The sequence below is a fragment of the Aeribacillus pallidus genome (genome assembly GCF_050478865.1).
Classification (GTDB): domain Bacteria; phylum Bacillota; class Bacilli; order Bacillales; family JACDOC01; genus JACDOC01.
In genome coordinates this window covers 42,594-63,035 of sequence record NZ_JBCNBW010000005.1, presented here as the reverse complement: position 1 = coordinate 63,035, position 20,442 = coordinate 42,594, and the positions used below count along the sequence as shown (strand labels likewise).

The following is a 20,442-nucleotide window of genomic DNA, read 5'->3' as shown; positions in this document are numbered from 1 at the left end:
AAGGAGTGTCTGTTAATGGCCACTGTAAAAGATCAAAAAATGGAAAAGCTTGAAATGAAGCGAGAGATGTATCATCTGATCATAAACGGCGAGCGTGTGGAGTCTTCCTCTGGTGATACGTATGTCACGATAAATCCGGCAACGGGAGAACCTGTCGCTAAAGTGGCAAAAGGAACAAAAGAAGATGTAGAGCGGGCGGTACAAGCGGCCAGAACTGCTTTTGATTATGGAAAATGGAGACGTTTCCCTGTAAATAAACGAGCTCGAGTGTTAAACAAAATTGCCTCAATTATGCGTTCCCGTTTTATTGAACTAGTAGAATTAGAGATTTTAGACACAGGAAAGTCCTTAACGGCAGCTCAAGGACAAGTCATGCAAGCGATTGAAGATTTTGAGTTTTATGCAAGTGCGATTGTCAGTCACCGTGGGGCGGTGAATCCTATGCCGGGGGCGTTTCATAACTTTACGGAAAAGGAACCTGTCGGTGTATGTGCCCAAATTATTCCATGGAACTATCCATTAATGATGGCAGCGTGGAAAATTGCCCCAGCGATTGCAGTTGGCTGCTCCGTTGTCGTGAAACCTGCTTCTCTTACTCCGTTGACGTGTATTGTCCTTGCAGAAATTTGTCATGAAGCAGGTGTACCAGAAGGGGTGGTCAATGTCGTCACTGGTTCGGGTTCTGAGGTCGGAAATTATTTAGTTGAACATTCGCTTGTTGATAAAGTCGCATTTACCGGATCCACTCCAGTTGGCAAAAATATTATGGAAAAAGCGTCATCAACGTTAAAGCGTGTAACCCTCGAACTTGGCGGGAAATCTCCAAACATTATTTTCGAAGATGCGGACCTTGATGCAGCGGTAGATGGTTCATTGTTTGGTATTTTTTACAATACCGGTCAGTCGTGTGAAGCGCGTTCTCGTTTGTACGTGCATGAGAACATTTATGATCAATTTTTAGAAAAGTTTGTAGAAAAGACAAAAAAATTAAAGCTTGGTAATCCGTTTGAAGAAAGCACGCATGTCGGTGCCATTATTAGCCGCGAGCAGCTTGATGTTATTGACAGTTATGTCAAGTCAGCTGTTGAAGATGGTGCGACCATTGTAACAGGCGGAAAAGAAGCGAAGGTCGAAGGGTTTGAAAACGGTTACTGGTATGAACCAACCATTATTACGGATGTAAACCAAAACATGAAAGTCGTTAAAGAAGAAATTTTTGGGCCTGTCGTTGTTGTGATGAAATTTAGCGATGAAAAAGAAGTGATTAAGCTAGCGAACGACAGTCAGTATGGGCTAGGTTCAGCGATTTGGACAAAAGACCACGGACGGGCTCTTCGTGTCGCTAAACAAATTCAAGCGGGCATCGTCATGATTAACAGTCCATTCTCAGCGTTCCCTGGAACACCATTTGGTGGCTATAAGCAATCGGGGTTCGGCCGAGAGCTATGCATTGAAACGCTTGACTTGTATACAGAGACAAAAAGCATCATTTCTTATTATGGAAGCCGTCCGCTCAATCCATTTGGCTTGTAAACAGTTTCATACGAGCACTTTCATCTGCGGATGGGTGCTCGTATTTCTTTATAAATCATTTAAAAACATGACAAATCATACAGAAGAGTTAAAAAACAGTCGTGAACAAGGGGGAGTAGTACATGATTAAAAATATCGTGGTGATTGGGTCCGGCGTCATGGGAAGGGGAATCGCCTATGTCAGCACGGTTGGAGGATTTCATACAACACTGGTAGATATTAATGAGGAACAGTTATCAAGTGCCAAACAGGAAATTACGAAGATCTTCGAAAAAGGCGTGGCACGAGGGAAAATGACCGAAGCGTTGCGAACAGAAGCCGAGAGCCGACTTCTTTATACAACTGATATAGTACAAGCGGCAAAAGAAGCCGACTTAATCATTGAAGCCGTACCCGAAAAATTAGAAATTAAGAAAAACGTTTTTGAAACAATCGACAAACATGCAAAAGAGGATTGTTATTTTGCGACGAATACATCCACGATGAGTCCAACTGAAATTGCTTCTTTTACGAACCGTCCGGAGAAAGTAATTGCGATGCACTTTTTTAACCCCGCTCATAAAATGAAGCTTGTGGAAATTATTCGTGGTTTAGAGACAAGTGATGAAACAGCGGAAGTCATTCAACAAGTGGCTGAACAAATGGGAAAAGAAACAGTCGTTGTAAATGAATTTCCAGGGTTTGTCACAAGTCGAATTAGCGCATTAGTCGGAAATGAGGCGTTTTATATGTTACAAGAAGGCATTGGAACACCGGAAGAAATCGATAAAGCGATCAAGCTTGGCTTAAACTATCCGATGGGTCCATTTGAACTAGCAGACCTGGTTGGACTGGATACTCGTTTGAACAACTTAAAATATTTACATGAAAAATTAGGGGAAAAGTATCGGCCAGCTCCACTATTAGAGCAATATGTAAAAGCCGGACGCCTCGGTCGCAAAACCGGAAGAGGTGTGTACGATTATACGAACAAAAACGATTAAGTAAATAGGACATTGAGTACAGAAAGGGATGGGAGAATAAGATGAGGGAAGTAGTGATTGTTGATGCGGTACGAACACCGATTGGAAGATATAAAGGGGCACTGAAAGATGTTCGTCCGGATGATTTAGGGGCAGTTGTCATACAAAAGTTAATCGAACGTAATCCAAACGTTCCTGTAAAGCAAATTGAGGAAGTGGTTCTCGGGAACGCCAATCAAGCCGGAGAAGACAATCGTAATGTGGCCAGAATGTCAGCGCTTTTAGCAGGATTACCGGTAGAAGTGGCGGGCACGACGATTAACCGCTTATGCGGGTCTGGTCTCGATGCAGTGAACTATGCCGCACGTTTGATTATGTCAGATGAGGCCGACATCGTCATCGCCGGGGGAACGGAAAGCATGACACGAGCACCATATGTCATGGCAAAACCGAGCGATGATTTTCCTCGTGGAAACATGGAAATGTATGATACAACAATCGGTTGGCGTTTCATTAATCCTAAGCTAAAAGAAATGTATGGAACCGATAGCATGCCGGAAACGGCGGAAAATGTGGCGAAAAGATATGGTATTTCAAGGGAAGAGCAAGATCAATTTGCATATGAAAGCCAAATGAAGGCCAAACGGGCGCTGGAACAAAATCGTTTTTCTGAAGAATTAGTTGCTGTTAGTTTTCACGACCGCAAAGGAAACCTTATCGTCGTTGATAAAGACGAACATCCTCGCCCGAATACTACGATGGAAAAACTCTCTAAACTGCCCCCATTGTTTGAAAACGGTACAGTAACAGCAGGAAACGCGTCTGGTATTAACGACGGGGCATCCGCTTTGCTTCTCATGAGCGTCGAAAAAGCAAAAGAACTTAGGATGATACCGTTAGTGAAATATAAAACGTCGGCGGTCGCTGGGTTAGAGCCAGCGGTAATGGGCCTTGGTCCGATCTATGCGACTCAAAAAGCGTTAAAACGTGCCGATTTATCGATTACTGAAATCGGTTTAGTGGAACTCAATGAAGCTTTTGCATCACAATGCATTGCCTGTATAAAGCAGCTGGAGTTGAATCCAGAAATTGTAAACGTAAACGGTGGAGCCATTGCCTTTGGTCATCCTTTAGGAGCTAGCGGTGCCCGCATTTTAACAACCCTAATTTATGAAATGAAAAAACGAAACGTCCAATATGGGCTCGCAACGATGTGTATTGGCGTCGGACAAGGAATTGCAACAATCGTTGAAAATTGGGAACACCAGTAAGAACGTTAAGCGGACATTTGATCTCAGGCAGTAATGGACTGGCTCAAGAGATGATTGTATATGAGTCAGTCTTTTCTATTGTTCACCGTATAACATCATAATAGTTTTCTGTGATGTAAAAATTCGACATTATTTGACATTTTTTCAAGTGTTCGTCTTGTATCTGTTATAAAAATTTGCTACTATAATAATCTGAAAATTTATTTTAGTCGGTAAAAGGGTGTCAAACATGAGTATGAACACAAGATCTATGGTTTTTACAATATATGGAGATTACATTCGACATTATGGTAATCAAATATGGATAGGAAGTTTAATACGCCTCCTTAAAGAATTTGGACATAACGACCAAGCGGTGCGCGCAGCTATCTCTCGAATGAGCAAACAAGGATGGGTACAGGCAGAAAAAAGAGGAAATAAGAGTTACTATTCCCTGACTGAACGTGGGGTAAAACGTATAGAGGAAGCAGCCAAACGGATTTATAAATTACACCCTGAAAAATGGGATGGAAAATGGCGAATTCTTATCTATACCATACCGGAAGAAAAGCGTAATTTGCGTGACGAATTGCGTAAAGAATTAGTTTGGAGTGGTTTTGGGACAATCTCCAATAGCTGTTGGATTTCACCAAATAATTTGGAAAAGCAAGTGTATGATTTAATTGAAAAATACGATATTGAACCATATGTTGATTTTTTTATTGCACAATATGATGGTCCGCATCAAAATACTCAGCTGGTGGAAAAATGCTGGGACTTAGAGGCGATCAACGAGAAGTATGAAGAATTTATTTCCATTTACAGTCAAAAATTTATTATTGATAAAAATAAAATTCAACGGGGCGAAATGTCAGATGCTGAGTGCTTTGTCGAACGGACAAAGCTCGTTCATGAATATCGAAAGTTTTTATTTGTTGATCCTGGACTTCCTGAAGAACTACTTCCAAACAAATGGATGGGTAGCCATGCCGCATCACTGTTTAGTGAATATTACAAAGAATTAGCTAAACCGGCAAGCCGTTTTTTTGAAGAGGTATTTACGGACGGAAACGAGCTGGAAAAAAAGGATGAAGATTATAACGTTTTCGATCATCCACTTATTATTGAATAGAGAGCACTGTCTAAAATAGGCAGTGCTCTTTTGCTTCAAACGAATTCGAACCGTTTATTTCTTTCCTAACTGTTGCAGATATTCTTTTCCTTTTTGGACATACGAATCTATTGAAAGCTGGATTAACGCTAAATCTTTTTCCGTCATTTCACGGACAACTTGTCCTGGAGACCCTACGACGAGTGAGCGTGGAGGGATCTTTTTGCCTGGTGGTATTAGCGTATTGGCCCCAATGATACATTCTTCACCGATTTCGGCCCCATCTAAAATGGTTGAACCCATACCAATGATCGTTCGTTTCCGAATGGTACATCCATGTAAAATGACGTTATGTCCTACGGTTACCTCGTCTTCAATCAATAAAGGATATCCTTCATACAAATGGCAAGTTGAATTGTCTTGGATGCTGCATCGATCCCCAATGACGATCGGAGCTTCATCTCCACGGATGACCGCGTTAAACCAAATCGTAGATTCCTTTCCGATCGTCACATCACCAATAATATGTGCTCCTGGAGCGATAAAAACGGTATCATCGATTTTTGGTGTTTTCCCATTATACGTATAAATCATTCCCATCCCCCTAAAATTGTGTTAATTTTATGATAAGTATAATATAACACATTTTTTACGAGGTGGGGATTTAATGAATCATGTTTGTTCTTTATTAAACATTCAATATCCAATTATTCAAGGAGGAATGGGAAATATAAGTAACTCACAACTAACAAGTGCGATTTCTGAAGCAGGTGGATTAGGTACGATTGGAGCAGGGACGATGTCACCGGATGAAGTGGAACATTTGATTATTGAAACGAAAAAAAAGACAAATAAACCTTTTGCAGTGAATATTCCTATCAGTGTCACACCGAATTTTAAAGAAATTTTTTCACTTGTGTTAAAACATCAAGTACCTGTTGTTTCGTTTTCAGCAGGAAACCCAGCACCATATATTCCTACTTGTCACGAAGAAGGGATCAAAGTGATCACTGTAACGGCTTCTGTGAAGCATGCTAAAAAAGCTGAAGAAGCAGGTGCCGATATCATAGTGGCGGAAGGTTATGAAGCAGCTGGTATTAATTCGAACCTTGAGCTTACGACAATGACTTTAGTTCCTCAAATTGTTAAGGCAGTTCGTGTTCCAGTCGTCGCTGCTGGTGGAATCGGTGATGGATATGGTTTATTGGCGGCATTTGCTCTTGGCGCCCAAGGAGTTCAAATGGGAACTCGATTTATTGCTACAATAGAAGCTCCATTTCATGAAAAATATAAAAAACTAATCATAGATGCGAATGAACATGAAACGGTTATTGTAGGACGCTCTGTTGGAAGGGTTCGACGAATTATGAAAACTCCATATGCAGAAAAATTACTGGAGTTCGAAAAAAGCGGGATTTCATTAGAGCAATTTAATGAACATACATCAGAAGATCATCATCGATTAGGGGCGTTGTCTGGAAATTTTGAAGAAGGATTTGTCAATGCTGGACAAATTTCTGGTCTAATAAACGACTTGCCATCTGTCAAACAATTACTTGAAACCATTATGCAGGAAGCAAAGGAGAAAGCAACGAATTTATATCATGTATTTCATTCATTACAAGGGAATGACCAATTGTCGTGAACACGTCGTTCTTTCGTCTTAAATGTACGTAAGAGAAGACAATAGGAGGCGATTCGATTCGTTCTGTTCATCAGTTTTATACTCATTGAATTTTTAGAAAATTATTGACTTTCAGAATGTTTGGTTGATAATATAAATTTAACATAACGTTATTTTTACGTTATTAAAAATAATGTGATGTCATTAAATTTAATCTCCTTTTTGTAAACGTTTCCAAATACTTTTTGTTTTGTTATATCAGCAACAAAATAGACCATTTTGTTGCTAGTATTTTATAAAAATGAAATAGAGGAGGATATTCATGTTTAAATCCATGAAAAAAGTTGCTGTACCGTTTTTGATTAGTTTGTTAGCAGTTTCAGGTTGTAGTGGAAATAGTGATTCAACGGCAAAATCAAGTGACGAGGCTGGAAATGACAGCAAAACTGTAACTATTGGTGTTACCCAAATTATTGAGCACCCATCACTAGATGCTGCTTTTAAAGGGTTTAAGCAAGCATTAGCAGATGGGGGATTTAAGGAAGGCGAGAATGTTACATATGATGTGCAAAACGCGCAAGGAGACCCGAATAACAACCAAACAATTGCCAATAACCTAGTAAGTGCCCAAGTTGATCTCATCTTCGCGAACTCTACACCAAGTGCCCAAAGTGCTTTAAATGCCACAAAAGATATTCCAATCATCTTCACTTCCGTAACAGACCCAGTCGGTGCAGGGTTAGTTCCTTCGATGGACCAAGCTGGTGAAAATATTACCGGTACAACAGACACTCATCCAGAAGCGATTAGCAAAATGATTCAATTTATTCACGAGCAAATGGATGTCACAACGGTTGGTCTTATATACAACTCCGGTGAACAAAACTCCGTATCTCAGATTGAAAAAGTGAAAGAAGCAGCCCAAAATACCGATTTACAATTCGTTGAAGCTTCTGTATCCACTACAGCAGAAGTAAAACAAGCTGCCGAATCGTTAGTAGGGAAAGCAGATGTGTTCTATATCGTAACTGACAATACAGTGGTTTCTGCAATTGAATCGGTCGTTAGCGTGGCTAATGACAATAAAATCCCGTTATTTACAGGTGAGCTTGATTCACTTAAGCGAGGCGGTTTTGCAGCATATGGATTTGACTATTATGATATCGGTTATGAAGCAGGGGAAATGGCTGTTTCCATTTTAAAAGGAGAGAAAAAAATTTCAGAAATTAAACCGCAATTCCCACAAAAATTAAAACTAGTTATCAACAAAACTGCAGCTCAAAACCAAGGTGTGGAAATCAAATCTGATTGGGAAACGATGGCAGAATTTATTGAATAATGACTGAAAGGATGAGTGTTTTTGTTTACAGCCATTTTCGGATCCATTGAATCAGGAGTCATCTATGCCATTATGGCGCTAGGAGTTTATCTTTCCTTTCGAATATTAGACTTTCCTGATTTAACAGTAGACGGAAGTTTTGTAACTGGAGCAGCAACAGCGGCAACATTAATTGTCAGTGGAGTGAATCCGTTTTTGGCAACTGTTGCCGCTCTTCTTGTCGGTTTTGTAGCAGGTTCAATCACCGGTTTGCTTCATACAGCAGGTAAAATCAACGCCCTTTTATCTGGAATCTTAATGATGATCGCACTATACTCCATCAATCTACGAATTATGGGAAGATCGAATATTCCTCTTTTAAATGAGGAAACCGTTTTTACTACCATCCGGGATTCATGGAGTGTACTTAACATAGACCCAGCTTTAAATCATTTATTAACCATCATTGGAATCGAAGGTTCGTTGCCAAAAACATGGGGTATTCTCACGATTATGATGATTGTAACATTGTTATTTAAGTGGTTTACCGATTGGTTTTTGCAAACTGAAATTGGCTTAGCACTACGAGCTACCGGTAATAATAAACGAATGATTCGCAGCTTTTCGGCAAATACAAACATGTTTATTATTTTAGGATTAGGCTTGTCGAATGCTATGGTGGCCTTTAGTGGGGCGTTAATTGCCCAGTACGGCGCTTTTGCTGATGTCGGCATGGGAATTGGGATGATTATTATCGGTTTAGCCTCCGTCATTATTGGGGAAGCGTTATTTGGAACAAAAACGATCGCAAGAGCAACGCTTGCCGTTATTGGGGGAGCTGTCATCTACCGGATTGTTGTAAGTTTAGCATTGCGTGCGCAATTTCTTGAGACAGGTGACGTGAAGCTCATCACTGCATCTATTGTGATTTTAGCGCTGATCTTACCGCAACTAATTCGCAGTCATAAAGAAAAGAAACAAAAGGAAAAAAAGAGATTAAACCGCTTGCGTGTTGAAGGCGGAAAGGATGAAAGCCATGTTGCAGTTAAATCAGATCTTTAAAGTGTTTAATGAAGGAACACCTGATGAAAAAATAGCCCTTAACAATGTTAGCCTGACGTTAAATAAAGGAGATTTTGTAACGATTATCGGCAGTAATGGGGCAGGAAAATCAACGCTTATGAACGTAATTTCGGGTGTATTATTTCCGGATGAAGGTAGTGTGTTTATTGATGGAAATGACGTGACAATTCTACCAGAATATCAGCGTTCCCGATATATTGGGAGAGTTTTTCAAGATCCAATGGCAGGGACGGCACCGAGTATGACGATTGAAGAGAACCTGGCAATCGCATTTTCCCGAATAAATTCCCGAACTTTTAAGCGAGGTGTCACCAAAAAAAGAAGAGAATTTTTTCGAGAAGTCCTCCAAACGCTCCATCTCGGTTTAGAAAATCGTTTAAATGCAAAAGTAGGATTATTATCTGGTGGTGAGCGGCAAGCATTGTCACTTTTAATGGCTACGTTTACCGAACCACAGATTCTACTTTTAGATGAACATACAGCAGCCCTTGACCCTTCTAGAGCCGAATTAATTACCCAATTAACAAAAGACATTGTCGAGAAATACCATTTAACGACGTTAATGGTCACGCACAATATGCATCAAGCCATTGAGTTAGGCAATCGCCTTATTATGATGGATAAAGGACAAATTATTTTTGAAGTAAATGCACAAGAAAAGAAACAGCTAACTGTTGAAAAATTGTTGCATGAATTTCAACGAATTCGTGGAGAACAAATGGCAAGTGATCGAGCTATTTTAAGTTAATAGTGACTTTATTAAATTTAATCTTCATTTATATGACATTATTAAAGTATAACGTAAAAACAATGTTATATTTGGTGTTTTGTATTTTAGGAGGAGATGGAATGAAACCAGGTATGGAAGTGGGGCAAACAGCGACGGTAGAGGCAATTGTTACACCCGAGATGTTTGCGCAATTTGAAGGAAATGTCGTCCATCCTGCCTATTCCACCGTTTCGATGGTGTATCACATGGAATGGGCTTCAAGAAAAATTATTTTACCATATTTAGAAGATAACGAAGAAGGGATTGGAGCAGCAGTGAGTGTGAAGCACGTTGCTCCCACGACAGAAGGAGAAGTGGTCACAGTTACAGCTACCTTAACAGAATTGAAAAATAATGTAGTGATTACAAAAGTAGAGGCGAAAAACAAAAAGCGTTTAATAGGAATCGGTGAAGTAAAACAAGTCATCCTACCAAAGCAAGAAATTAAAGAAATGCTTCTGACTCAGAAGTCTTAGATAGGGATTCTAGTTTTAACAAGAAAGGATGGTATCGTTGCAAACCGCTATGAAAACGTTTTCGAAAGACGGATCCATGGATATTTTCTCTCTAATGAGTGAGCATGAACAAGTGATTTTTTGTAACGATGAAAAAACAGGATTAAAAGCGATTATTGCGATTCATAATACAACTCTTGGCCCAGCACTAGGCGGCTGTCGGATGCAACCCTATAAAACAGTAGACGATGCCTTGTTTGATGTACTCCGTCTATCAAAAGGGATGACATATAAATGCGCAGCAGCAGACGTAGATTTTGGTGGTGGAAAAGCAGTAATTATAGGTGATCCACAAAAAGATAAAACTCCAGAATTGTTCCGGGCATTTGGTCAATTTGTGGAATCGTTAAACGGTAGGTTTTATACAGGAACGGACATGGGGACCACACCAGATGATTTTGTTCATGCATTAAAAGAAACAAACTGTATTGTTGGTGTCAGTGAAGAATATGGGGGAAGCGGCGATTCGTCTGTCCCAACAGCATTAGGTGTCATTTACGGAATTCAAGCGACCAATCAAGTGGTCTTTGGAAGTGATGGACTGGCAGGAAAAACTTACGCGATTCAAGGACTCGGCAAAGTCGGATCTAAAGTTGCCATTCGTCTTCTTGAAGAAGGAGCGGATTTATATGTTTGTGATTTAAATGATGAAGCGATTCAAAAAGTGATATTGCGAGCAAAAGAACTGGGGGCAACGGTAAAGGTAGTGAAAGGGGAAGAAATTTATAAAACGGATGCAGATGTATTTGTTCCGTGTGCATTTGGAAATGTCGTTAACGATGACACAATTGATTTGTTTCGAGTAAAAGCCATTGTGGGGTCGGCAAATAACCAGCTATTAGATATCCGTCACGGCAAGATGCTTCAAAATAAAGGCATTTTATATGCTCCTGATTATATCGTAAATGCGGGTGGATTAATTCAAGTAGCAGATGAATTATATGAACCGAATAAAGAGCGCGTATTACAAAAAACAAAAGGAATTTACACAACCCTTCTTAACATTTATAAAGAAGCAGAAAATGAGCGAATGACAACTGTTGAGGCAGCAAATCGGTTTTGTGAACAACGTATTGAGCTACGTAAATCAAGAAATAACTTCTTTACTCATAAAAAGCGACCGAAATGGGATATTCGCCTATAAGTTTAATAGAAAGAGGGGACAGAATGGAAAAGCAATTTCCACTTATTCAAGTCATCGATCATTACGGAAATGTTGTAGTAGATGAATGGCGTCATCATGTTACGAGAGAGCTTTCCATGACATTTTACCGTCATTTAATACGAACACGGACGTTTGACAGAAAGTGTATAAGTTTACAGCGCCAAGGCCGCATTGGAACATATGCCCCTTATGAAGGACAAGAAGCGTCTCAAGTAGGAAGTGCCCTTGCCTTAGAGGAAGGAGATTGGATGTTTCCTACCTATCGCGATCATGGGGCGACCATGACATTTGGACATTCGTTAACCAACATTTTATTATTTTGGAACGGTCGAAACGAAGGGTGTGTTCCTCCGAAAGAGAAAAAAATTATGCCGCCAAGTGTACCAATCGCTACCCAAATTCCGCATGCTGCTGGGACGGCGCTTGCAGAAAAACGAAAAGGGACAACGAATGCAGTAATTGTGTATTTCGGTGATGGAGCAACATCCGAAGGAGATTTTCATGAAGGATTAAATTTTGCGAGCGTTTTTCATGCTCCAGTCGTATTTTTTAACCAAAACAACCAATATGCGATTTCGGTACCCATCACACGCCAAATGAAATCGAAAACCATCGCCCAAAAAGCGCTCGCCTATGATATATACGGTGTTCGTGTCGATGGAAATGATGTGTTTGCTGTGTACTTTGAAACGAAAAAAGCGCTTGAGAGAGCAAGAAACGGAGAAGGACCGACGTTAATTGAAGCCGTTACATGGCGTTACGGAGCTCACACAACAGCGGATGACCCGACGAAATACCGAAATCAAGAAGAAAGCGAAAAGAGACGGGAACAGTCAGACCCGATTTTACGGCTCGAACGCTTAATGAAAAATGAAGGTTGGTTCGACGAAGTATGGGCAAAAAAGGTACAAGAAGAAGTTACACAGGAAATTGATCATGCTGTTCGTGAAATGGAGTCCTTCCCAAAAGCTGATCCCGAAAATATGTTTAAGCATGTATTTGCTGAGCCAACATGGACGATTGAAGAGCAGAAAAAAGCTTACTTTGCTTGGAAAGGAGGGGGAGTCGTATGACAACTATCGTAAATACGAAGACGCTTTCGTTCGTTCAAGCAGTCAATGATGCGTTAAAAACGATGCTTCGGGAAAATCAACAAGTCGTTTTACTAGGAGAAGATATCGGTAAAAACGGTGGCGTTTTCCGGGCGACCGATGGATTACAAGCGGAATTTGGAGAAGAGCGGGTAATGGATACACCGTTAAGTGAAGCCGGCTTTACTGGAGCGGCCATCGGGATGGCCCTTAACGGATTTCGACCTGTTGTTGAAATTCAATTTTTAGGTTTTATTTACCCAGCCTATGAACAAATCATGACACATGCTGCTCGTATGCGCTCACGTACGATGGGACATTTTACCGTACCGATGGTCATACGGGCTCCTTATGGTGCAGGAGTACGGGCACCGGAGATTCATAGTGATAGTACCGAGGCATTATTTACCCACATGCCAGGAATCAAAGTCGTTTGTCCTTCGACTCCATATGATGCCAAAGGGTTGTTAATTGCAGCTATTGAAGATCCTGATCCTGTCTTATTCCTAGAACCAATGAGATGTTACCGATCGGTTCGTGAAGAAATTCCTGAGGGGAAATATGTCATCGAGATCGGTAAAGGGAAAAAGCTCCGGGAAGGAGACGATGTAACCATTATTGCATGGGGAGCAATGGTTCCAGTGGCAATGAAAGCTGCTCAAATGGCTGCCCAAAAAGGGATTGAAGCAGATGTGATTGACTTACGCACCCTTTATCCGCTTGATAAAGAACTTATTAGTGAATCTGTTCAAAAAACTGGGAGAACCGTAATCGTGCAAGAAGCGCATATGACTGGGGGAGTAGCGAACGACATTCTAGCGATCATTAATGATACGTCGTTTTTATATCAAAAAGCACCTGTACAACGAGTGACAGGGTATGATGTTCCTGTACCGTTTTTTAGCTATGAAGACGAATATTTACCAACACCCAATCGGGTATTATCTGCGATTCAAACAGCCGTCAAGTTTTAATGAGAGAGGGGGGAGTGGAAGTGGTTGAAGTCAAACTTCACGATATTGGAGAAGGAATGACAGATGCGATGATCATGCATTATTTTGTCAAAAAAGGAGATGAAGTAAAAGCAGATCAACCACTGGTCGAAATACAAACGGACAAAATGACTGCGGAAATTCCAGCCCCTTCTTCAGGGGTTATTAACGATATCCTAATACCTGAAGGTCAAACCGTAGAAGTCGGTACAACCTTACTTTTATTACAGCCAACTGAGAATATCGTTCATAGTGAGCAACAGCGTACTGAAAAACAAATACCAGTAACAATTTCAGCTCAAAATCAGCAAATTGAAAGGAATGTCATAAAACAGAATAAAAAACCACAGCGGATTCTTGCCGCACCTTATACTCGAAAAATTGCACGGGATCATGGGGTAGACTTATTACTTGTTAAAGGAACAGGACCTGCTGGACGTATCATGGATGAAGATGTTTATCGTTTTATTCAAACACAAAACCATAGCAGAAAAGTAACAAAGCCACTGGAAAGTAAGCCTCAATTCATCGAAAAGCCATCAAATGTTCAACGAGTAGAGGACAATCGTTTTCGACCTATAGATGAATCGCACGAACAAACCATCATTCCGTTCCGTGGTAGACGAAAACAAATTGCCAATAAAATGACCCAATCTCTATATCGAATCGCTCATTGTACGCATTTTGAAGAAATAGATGTGACGGAACTGAATCAGCTCCGTAATGAACTTAAAGAAAATAATATGAACATATCTGCCACAGCATTTTTTATTAAAGCCCTTTCCCTCGCCTTAAAACAGTTCCCGATTTTCAATGCGAAATTAGATGAGGAAAACGAAGTCATCCGATTAGAAAGAGAGCATCATATCGGAATTGCTGTAGATACAAATGAAGGGTTAATTGTGCCAGTTATCAAAAATGTTGAGAAGAAATCGTTACGTCAAATCCATGATGAAGCAAAAGCACTCACAAAAAAAGCATTAGAAAATAAATTGTCCATTCAAGACATTTCAGGAGGCACGTTCACCATTAGTAATGTCGGACCACTAGGGGGAAGTATTGGTGCCACACCGATTATTAATGATCCAGAAGTTGCATTAGTTGCCTTTCATAAAACAAAGAAACGACCAGTTGTAACGGAGCATGATGAAATTGTGATCCGCCAAATGATGAATATTTCTATGTCCTTTGACCATCGTGTAGCTGATGGAGCAACTGCAGTCCATTTTACAAACTATTTAATGAAGTTAATTGAAAACCCAAAATTGATGCTTGTGGAGATGGTTTAGATGGTTGTTGGTGAACTAGCTCATGAACGAGATGTGATCATTATTGGTGGCGGGCCAGGAGGATATCATGCGGCCATACGTGCCGCTCAGCTAGGTTTGTCCGTCACATTAATTGAAAAAAATGAGCTCGGGGGGATTTGTCTTAACCAAGGATGTATCCCATCAAAAGTTTTTGCGCATGCGGCTAAACAAATAGGAGAAAAACAGCATTTCGAACAATTAGGAATCGAGTTCAAAACTACGTCATTGAATATAGAAAAATTACAAAACTATAAGCAAAATATAATAAAACAACTACGTCAAGGTGTGGAAACACTATGTAAAGCAAATAAAATCGAATTCATTAAAGGAAAAGCCTCATTTTTGTCGGAAGATCGTCTCGGAGTGGAAACCCATTTTGCCTTTGATGTTTATCGCTTCCAACATGTGATTATCGCGACAGGAGCCTCACTTGTTTCTCCATCTTTTGTTACTATTGATCATGATCGTATACTAAATGCTTTTTCTATTTATCAGTTAAATACGGTACCTGAGCATTTAATGGTTTATGGTAATGATTATATTTCCTTAGAAGTAGCCATGAGTTATCATGCTTTCGGTTCGAAAGTTACCTTAATTCTCGAAGACGATTTCCCATTTGACCCATCCATTAATCGAGAGCTTCAGCGTCTCTTGAAAAAAAGAAAAATAAAAATCTATCAAAAAAGCACCATACACAAAGTCGAGCACGCATTAAAGACTGTTCAAGTAGTATTGATTACTAGTGAAGGAAGTACGACAACGATCGAAGGATCGCACTTATTTGTATCAAGTCGTACGAAATCCAATATAGAAGAATTAGGAATCGACAAGTTGGGGATCAAATTGACCGAAACAGGCTTTATTGACGTCAACCACAAAGGACAGACGTCACTAGAAAATATTTTTGCCATTGGGGATGTAACAGAGGGTCCATCATTAGCTGTCAAAGCGATAAAACAAGGAAAAGTAGCGGCAGAAACGATCGCCGGTTTGGATTCGGAAGTAGATTTAACCTTTATGCCGACAATTGTTCATTCGATTCCTCCGATTGCAAGTGTCGGACTAACTGAAAAGGAAGCAAAAGAACAATACGAATGCATTCATGTTGGCCAATTTCCATTAAGGGCTAATGGATTTGCTTCTATTATTGGCCAAAAAGAAGGGTTTATCAAAGTGCTAACAGATGCCAAAACAGACTTAGTTGTCGGCATTCATATGATGGGATCTGGAGCAATCGAGCTTATTTCAAGTGGAATCATCGGTCTGGAAAATGTAGCCCGAGATGTAGATATGAAGTTTCCATTGTACCCACATCCGAGTATAAATGAAGGATTGTTAGAAGCAGTCGAAGCGTTAAAGGGAGAAGCTATTCATCTACCACCTAATAAACAACAACATAAAACAAAGGTAAACGAAGCAGTAAGTCAAACTATGCATTTCTTATAAAATGCTCTCGATTAAAAAGCTTTTGGTATACAAATGCTCCATGATTAATTTGTATACCATTAGCTTTTTTTATTAAGGCTCTTTTAAACGATAATGCTGATATTTATACATTACGCTTGTGGCGGACACCTTCCGCGGGCAAGCCGCAAGCCGCTTCCCTCGCTACGCTCAAGTAAGGGTCTTGCGGCTTCTTGTTCCCGCAGGAGTCGCCGCCTTTCGCTTCATGTGAATAACTTGATAAAAATCACAATGATATAAAATTGCCTTTATTAAAAATGGATTGAATTAGGGAAGATGCACGGAAACATCTTTAACAAGATATTAAACATTAACATTTTACATCTTTTTATGTACCAAATTATTAATCAAAAGAAAGTGAATACAAATACGTGAATTTTTGTTGCTATTATACCGAATAGGGTATATCATATTCCTTGTCAGTGAAGTTCCATTATGGTAACTTAACTGGGGAGGTTTTAACAGGATGATTCTTGTTTTGAGTTTGTTCATTAGTTTAATGGCTATGTTGATGTATAAAAGATACGTTCCCGTGTGGGGCGTTCCTTGTGTACAATCTTTTCATTCGCAAGGTAATTCAATCATTTTAGATGTTCGCGATTTTCATGAGTCATACAAAGATCCCGTACACGGAGCGATTAATATTCCAATTGCTTACTTAGAAAGAAGCAGTCAGCAATTATCTCAAAACAAAGTGTATATCGTGGCTGCCAACCATATAGAAAAAAATCTTAGTATCCGAACCCTTCGAAAAAAAGGTTTCCACGTTATGGGTTACACGCTAACAAATGGTCAGTGTCAGCACAAAGCGGCTTAACATAGCGAAAGAGGTGAAAAAATCACCTCTTTTCTATTTGTGTAAATAATAAAAAATCTAGCTAATCCAAGTCATTTCAGATTTTTTAATTTGCCATTTTCCATCTTGATAATAAACGGTAATTTCTACACCGATGGCACCAGTTCCAGAACGATACTTGGAACCTTCAAATAAGATATTTTTGTTAAATTTAAAATAAACCTTATCAAGTTTTAGAAGCACACCATCCAAGACCATTGTATCTGGATTATATAAACCTTTTTCTTTCAGTTCTGCAAATGAAGCTTCCATAACCTTAACTTTGTACTTTTTTTCGAAAAAACGGAATATTTCTTTCTTATCTTGTTCGTTCAATTCAACGAAATTACCCAAATCAATAGCGATGTATTTCATATGGCTATTTAATGCTGTATCTTTTCCCATCATTTCGTCTAAGGCCAGACGATATATTTCCCCTACATGTTCTTTTGGATTAATTCCATTCATACATGCAGTCAGAAAAAATATAGAGAAAATAAATGTTGAAAATAATTTCATTTTTATACTTCCCTTACTCCTTTTTAATGGTATAGACGACAAGTTGAATAATATGTTTCATTTTTATCTCAAATTTAGGGAAAAAATGAGTTGACACTATTGTTTTATTTCTGTAATATACCCATAGGGGTAATTATAAAAATCAATCCATTCATTTAGAATATTTTTTTTAAAACAATTATATACCTATATAGGTAATTAAGGAGGGATTAAACAATGTCAGAAAAGAAAAAAACAAACATTATTTTATTTAGTGGTGATTACGATAAAGCGATGGCAGCTTATATTATCGCTAATGGAGCAGCGGCGTATGATCATGATGTTACGATTTTCCATACGTTTTGGGGACTTAACGCGTTACGGAAAGACGAAGCTGTATCAGTTAAGAAAGGATTTATCGAAAAAATGTTTGCTAAACTTATGCCAAGAGGGGCCAATCAAATGGGTCTATCCAAAATGAACTTTGCAGGATTTGGTCCGAAAATGATTAAAAGTATTATGAAAAAACATAATGCGATGCCATTACCACAATTAATCGAATTGGCCCAAGAACAAGGGGTTAAGCTAGTCGCTTGCACCATGACGATGGATTTACTTGGTTTAAAAAAAGAGGAACTGTTAGATGGCATTGAATATGCAGGGGTAGCGGCCTACTTAGCTGATGCAGAAGAAGGTCAAGTCAACTTATTTATCTAATGGAAAAAATTTTTAAGGTGATAAATACCCTATAAGGTAAAGTTGTTAGGAGGTATAATTTAATGAAAAACTTAAAAGCCAATGTAACGGTCGATGCGAAAGGTTTAGCATGTCCCATGCCGATTGTAAAAACAAAAAAAGCGATAAATGAATTAGAGGCAGGTCAAGTGTTGGAAGTTCAAGCAACTGATAAAGGATCCAAAGTAGATATAAAAGCATGGGCAGAAAGTACTGGTCATCAATATTTAGGAACGGTGGAAGATGGAGAGGTGTTAAAACATTTTTTAAGAAAGTCTTCCAATGAAGAAACGATCGAAAGAAAGTACCCAAACGTGATTACTAATGAGGAACTGGAAAAGAAACTGGAAGCGAACGAAACAATCGTTGTTCTCGATGTTCGAGAGGCTGCTGAGTATGCTTTTACACATATTCCAAACGCAATTTCCATTCCTTTGGGTGAATTAGAGCAGCGTGTACATGAATTAAACAAAGATGATGAAATTTATATAGTTTGTCGGACTGGGAACCGTAGCGATTTAGCCGCTCAAAAGTTAACAGAGCATGGATTTACAAAAGTGTACAATGTCGTTCCAGGTATGAGCCAATGGACAGGAATGACAAGTGGAATCAATCGTTAAATAACGATTAAAAATTTTTTACAACTAATTATACGTTAGGGGGGAATGGGAGTTAGCTCGTGATTTCTAAAAAAAATCACGGACTCACTATTCTTGATGAACAAGGATTTAGAAAGACCGTAACGGAAAATTTACCACCTCAATCTAATTTCTACCACAAACGAACATGGAAAAATTGAATCCAGACGAAGATAAGCAACGTGAAATGGAAATTGGCCGAATCGCTGTGCGGTTCAATAAAACGAATAAATGGAGGTTATTAAGATGGAAGAAACAAAAGTAGTAGATGCGAAAGGGTTAGCTTGTCCGATACCAATTGTTAGAACGAAAAAAGCGATGGATGAACTAAAATCAGGGGAAGTGCTTGAAGTTCACACAACGGATCATGGTGCGAAGAACGATTTAACCGCCTGGGCACAATCAACTGGTCATGAATTATTAAAACATGAAGAAGACAATGGGGTATTGAAGTTTTGGATTAAGAAAGGGTAAGGCAAATGGGAAGTCTCAATACTGCTTGAGACTTCCCATTTTTATTACTTAAACAAAATTAAATAATCTCCATATCCTTCTTCTTCCATCTTCTCTTTTGGGATAAAACGAAGGGCGGCGGAATTAATGCAGTAACGGAGTCCACCAAGTTCTTTTGGACCGTCATTGAAGACGTGACCAAGATGGCTGTCAGAATCTTTACTTCGGACTTCCGTGCGTACCATTCCGTGGCTTAAGTCAATTTTTTCATCTATCGCCCCTTTAAGAATTGGTTTCGAGAAGCTCGGCCAACCACAACCAGAGTCAAACTTATCTTTGGAGCTAAAGAGCGGGTACCCAGTGACGACATCGACGTAAATGCCTTCTTCAAAATGGTCCCAATATTCGTTTTGGAATGGTGGTTCCGTTCCATTATTTTGGGTGACTTCGTATTGCATCGGTGTTAATTTCTTTTTTAATTCTTCTTTTTTCTTTTGATCTTCCCAATGTTTTTTTAAATAGTCTTCGCGGCCCGAACCTTTTTTGTAAAGAGCATAACGAAATGGGTTTTTCTTATGAAAGTTTTGATGATATTCTTCCGCTGGATAGAATGGTTTTGCCGGTAATATTTTCGTGACAATTGGTTTATTAAACGGGCCGTGTTCTTCAAGATGCTTCTTTGATTTTTCAGCAGCTATACGTTGTTCTTCCGTATGATAAAATATAGCGGTTTGATAGGATTGGCCACGGTCGTTAAATTGGCCTCCTTCATCGGTTGGGTCAATACTTTTCCAATAAATGTCTAATAACGTTTCATAGCTAATTAATTCTGGGTCATACGTAATTTGTACAACTTCGTAATGGCCGGTTGTACCGCTACATACTTCTTTATACGTCGGATTTTCTTTCCATCCACCGGAATATCCGGAAATGACGGAAATAATTCCTGGTTTTTCCTCAAAAGGTTCGACCATACACCAAAAGCATCCTCCGGCAAACGTTGCTAATTGATGCGCCATTGTTTTTCCCCCTTCAGCTTATTGTGAAATATAGTTTACCATATCCAAGAACGTTTCATGAAAATATAAGCTCGTTC

At 39.3% G+C, this 20,442-nt stretch carries 21 protein-coding genes and 1 pseudogene; 19 read left to right on the top strand and 3 right to left on the bottom strand.

Annotated features, from left to right (window positions below; genetic code table 11):
• Nucleotides 1–15: 15 nt before the first annotated feature.
• The 4 genes from ABES52_RS01650 (at nt 16) to paaX (ending at nt 4,877) form a co-directional block, all read left to right on the top strand.
• Nucleotides 16–1,533, top strand: coding sequence for an aldehyde dehydrogenase family protein (locus tag ABES52_RS01650; RefSeq protein ID WP_429648272.1), 1,518 nt, complete (start codon nt 16–18; stop codon nt 1,531–1,533).
• 122 nt (nt 1,534–1,655) lie between these two features.
• The gene (locus ABES52_RS01645; protein ID WP_429648270.1) at nt 1,656–2,516 is read left to right on the top strand and encodes a 3-hydroxyacyl-CoA dehydrogenase; all 861 of its coding nucleotides are present in this window, start codon (nt 1,656–1,658) and stop codon (nt 2,514–2,516) included.
• 41 nt (nt 2,517–2,557) lie between these two features.
• On the top strand, nt 2,558–3,766 hold the full coding sequence (locus ABES52_RS01640; protein ID WP_429648268.1) for a thiolase family protein: 1,209 nt from the start codon (nt 2,558–2,560) through the stop codon (nt 3,764–3,766).
• A 235-nt stretch (nt 3,767–4,001) separates the two neighbouring features.
• Nucleotides 4,002–4,877 (top strand): phenylacetic acid degradation operon negative regulatory protein PaaX, encoded by an 876-nt coding sequence (gene paaX / locus ABES52_RS01635; RefSeq protein WP_429648376.1) that lies wholly within the window; start codon nt 4,002–4,004, stop codon nt 4,875–4,877.
• Between the two features lie 54 nt (nt 4,878–4,931).
• On the opposite strand, the gene ABES52_RS01630 is transcribed toward paaX, so the two are convergent.
• Entirely contained in the window at nt 4,932–5,450 is a 519-nt protein-coding gene (locus ABES52_RS01630) for a gamma carbonic anhydrase family protein (protein ID WP_429648265.1), read from the bottom strand.
• A 73-nt stretch (nt 5,451–5,523) separates the two neighbouring features.
• Here ABES52_RS01630 and ABES52_RS01625 point away from each other — a divergent pair, with 73 nt between their 5' ends.
• The 11 genes from ABES52_RS01625 (at nt 5,524) to ABES52_RS01575 (ending at nt 17,004) form a co-directional block, all read left to right on the top strand.
• Nucleotides 5,524–6,501, top strand: coding sequence for an NAD(P)H-dependent flavin oxidoreductase (locus ABES52_RS01625; RefSeq protein ID WP_429648263.1), 978 nt, complete (start codon nt 5,524–5,526; stop codon nt 6,499–6,501).
• 301 nt (nt 6,502–6,802) lie between these two features.
• Nucleotides 6,803–7,819 carry an ABC transporter substrate-binding protein gene (locus tag ABES52_RS01620; RefSeq protein WP_429648261.1) on the top strand — a complete coding sequence of 339 codons (1,017 nt, stop codon included), beginning with the start codon at nt 6,803–6,805 and terminating at the stop codon, nt 7,817–7,819.
• 21 nt (nt 7,820–7,840) lie between these two features.
• Complete coding sequence (locus tag ABES52_RS01615) at nt 7,841–8,860, top strand: ABC transporter permease (protein WP_429648259.1); 1,020 nt, start codon at nt 7,841–7,843, stop codon at nt 8,858–8,860.
• Complete coding sequence (locus tag ABES52_RS01610) at nt 8,835–9,629, top strand: ABC transporter ATP-binding protein (protein WP_429648374.1); 795 nt, start codon at nt 8,835–8,837, stop codon at nt 9,627–9,629. Before ABES52_RS01615 ends, ABES52_RS01610 begins: the two co-directional genes overlap by 26 nt.
• A gap of 101 nt (nt 9,630–9,730) precedes the next feature.
• On the top strand, nt 9,731–10,126 hold the full coding sequence (locus ABES52_RS01605; protein ID WP_429648257.1) for a thioesterase family protein: 396 nt from the start codon (nt 9,731–9,733) through the stop codon (nt 10,124–10,126).
• 76 nt (nt 10,127–10,202) lie between these two features.
• Nucleotides 10,203–11,309, top strand: coding sequence for a Leu/Phe/Val dehydrogenase (locus tag ABES52_RS01600; RefSeq protein WP_429648372.1), 1,107 nt, complete (start codon nt 10,203–10,205; stop codon nt 11,307–11,309).
• Between the two features lie 23 nt (nt 11,310–11,332).
• The gene (pdhA, locus tag ABES52_RS01595; RefSeq protein ID WP_429648255.1) at nt 11,333–12,403 is read left to right on the top strand and encodes a pyruvate dehydrogenase (acetyl-transferring) E1 component subunit alpha; all 1,071 of its coding nucleotides are present in this window, start codon (nt 11,333–11,335) and stop codon (nt 12,401–12,403) included.
• Nucleotides 12,400–13,395: an alpha-ketoacid dehydrogenase subunit beta gene (locus tag ABES52_RS01590; RefSeq protein WP_429648253.1), complete on the top strand. Its 996-nt coding sequence runs from the start codon at nt 12,400–12,402 to the stop codon at nt 13,393–13,395. The genes pdhA and ABES52_RS01590 overlap by 4 nt, the downstream gene beginning before the upstream one ends.
• Complete coding sequence (locus tag ABES52_RS01585; protein ID WP_429648251.1) at nt 13,395–14,702, top strand: dihydrolipoamide acetyltransferase family protein; 1,308 nt, start codon at nt 13,395–13,397, stop codon at nt 14,700–14,702. The genes ABES52_RS01590 and ABES52_RS01585 overlap by 1 nt, the downstream gene beginning before the upstream one ends.
• Nucleotides 14,703–16,169, top strand: a complete 1,467-nt coding sequence (gene lpdA / locus ABES52_RS01580) for a dihydrolipoyl dehydrogenase (protein ID WP_429648249.1) — start codon at nt 14,703–14,705, stop codon at nt 16,167–16,169.
• Nucleotides 16,170–16,653: 484 nt separating this feature from the next.
• Entirely contained in the window at nt 16,654–17,004 is a 351-nt protein-coding gene (locus ABES52_RS01575) for a rhodanese-like domain-containing protein (RefSeq protein ID WP_429648247.1), read from the top strand.
• A 57-nt stretch (nt 17,005–17,061) separates the two neighbouring features.
• Here the strand turns inward: ABES52_RS01575 and ABES52_RS01570 are convergent, their stop codons facing one another.
• The gene (locus ABES52_RS01570; protein WP_429648245.1) at nt 17,062–17,541 is read right to left on the bottom strand and encodes a peptide ABC transporter substrate-binding protein; all 480 of its coding nucleotides are present in this window, start codon (nt 17,539–17,541) and stop codon (nt 17,062–17,064) included.
• Between the two features lie 216 nt (nt 17,542–17,757).
• On the opposite strand from ABES52_RS01570, the gene ABES52_RS01565 reads away from it, so the two are divergent.
• The 4 genes and pseudogenes from ABES52_RS01565 to ABES52_RS01550 all read left to right on the top strand — a co-directional run bounded on the left by ABES52_RS01565 (nt 17,758) and on the right by ABES52_RS01550 (nt 19,367).
• On the top strand, nt 17,758–18,237 hold the full coding sequence (locus tag ABES52_RS01565) for a DsrE/DsrF/DrsH-like family protein (protein ID WP_429648243.1): 480 nt from the start codon (nt 17,758–17,760) through the stop codon (nt 18,235–18,237).
• Between the two features lie 62 nt (nt 18,238–18,299).
• On the top strand, nt 18,300–18,875 hold the full coding sequence (locus ABES52_RS01560) for a sulfurtransferase TusA family protein (RefSeq protein ID WP_429648241.1): 576 nt from the start codon (nt 18,300–18,302) through the stop codon (nt 18,873–18,875).
• A 68-nt stretch (nt 18,876–18,943) separates the two neighbouring features.
• A pseudogene (locus ABES52_RS01555) lies at nt 18,944–19,115 on the top strand (MBL fold metallo-hydrolase); the annotation flags it as partial.
• A 24-nt stretch (nt 19,116–19,139) separates the two neighbouring features.
• Entirely contained in the window at nt 19,140–19,367 is a 228-nt protein-coding gene (locus ABES52_RS01550; RefSeq protein ID WP_429648239.1) for a sulfurtransferase TusA family protein, read from the top strand.
• 44 nt (nt 19,368–19,411) lie between these two features.
• Here ABES52_RS01550 and msrB read toward each other — a convergent pair whose 3' ends face one another.
• The gene (gene msrB, locus ABES52_RS01545; RefSeq protein WP_429648237.1) at nt 19,412–20,365 is read right to left on the bottom strand and encodes a peptide-methionine (R)-S-oxide reductase MsrB; all 954 of its coding nucleotides are present in this window, start codon (nt 20,363–20,365) and stop codon (nt 19,412–19,414) included.
• Between the last annotated feature and the right edge of the window lie 77 nt (nt 20,366–20,442).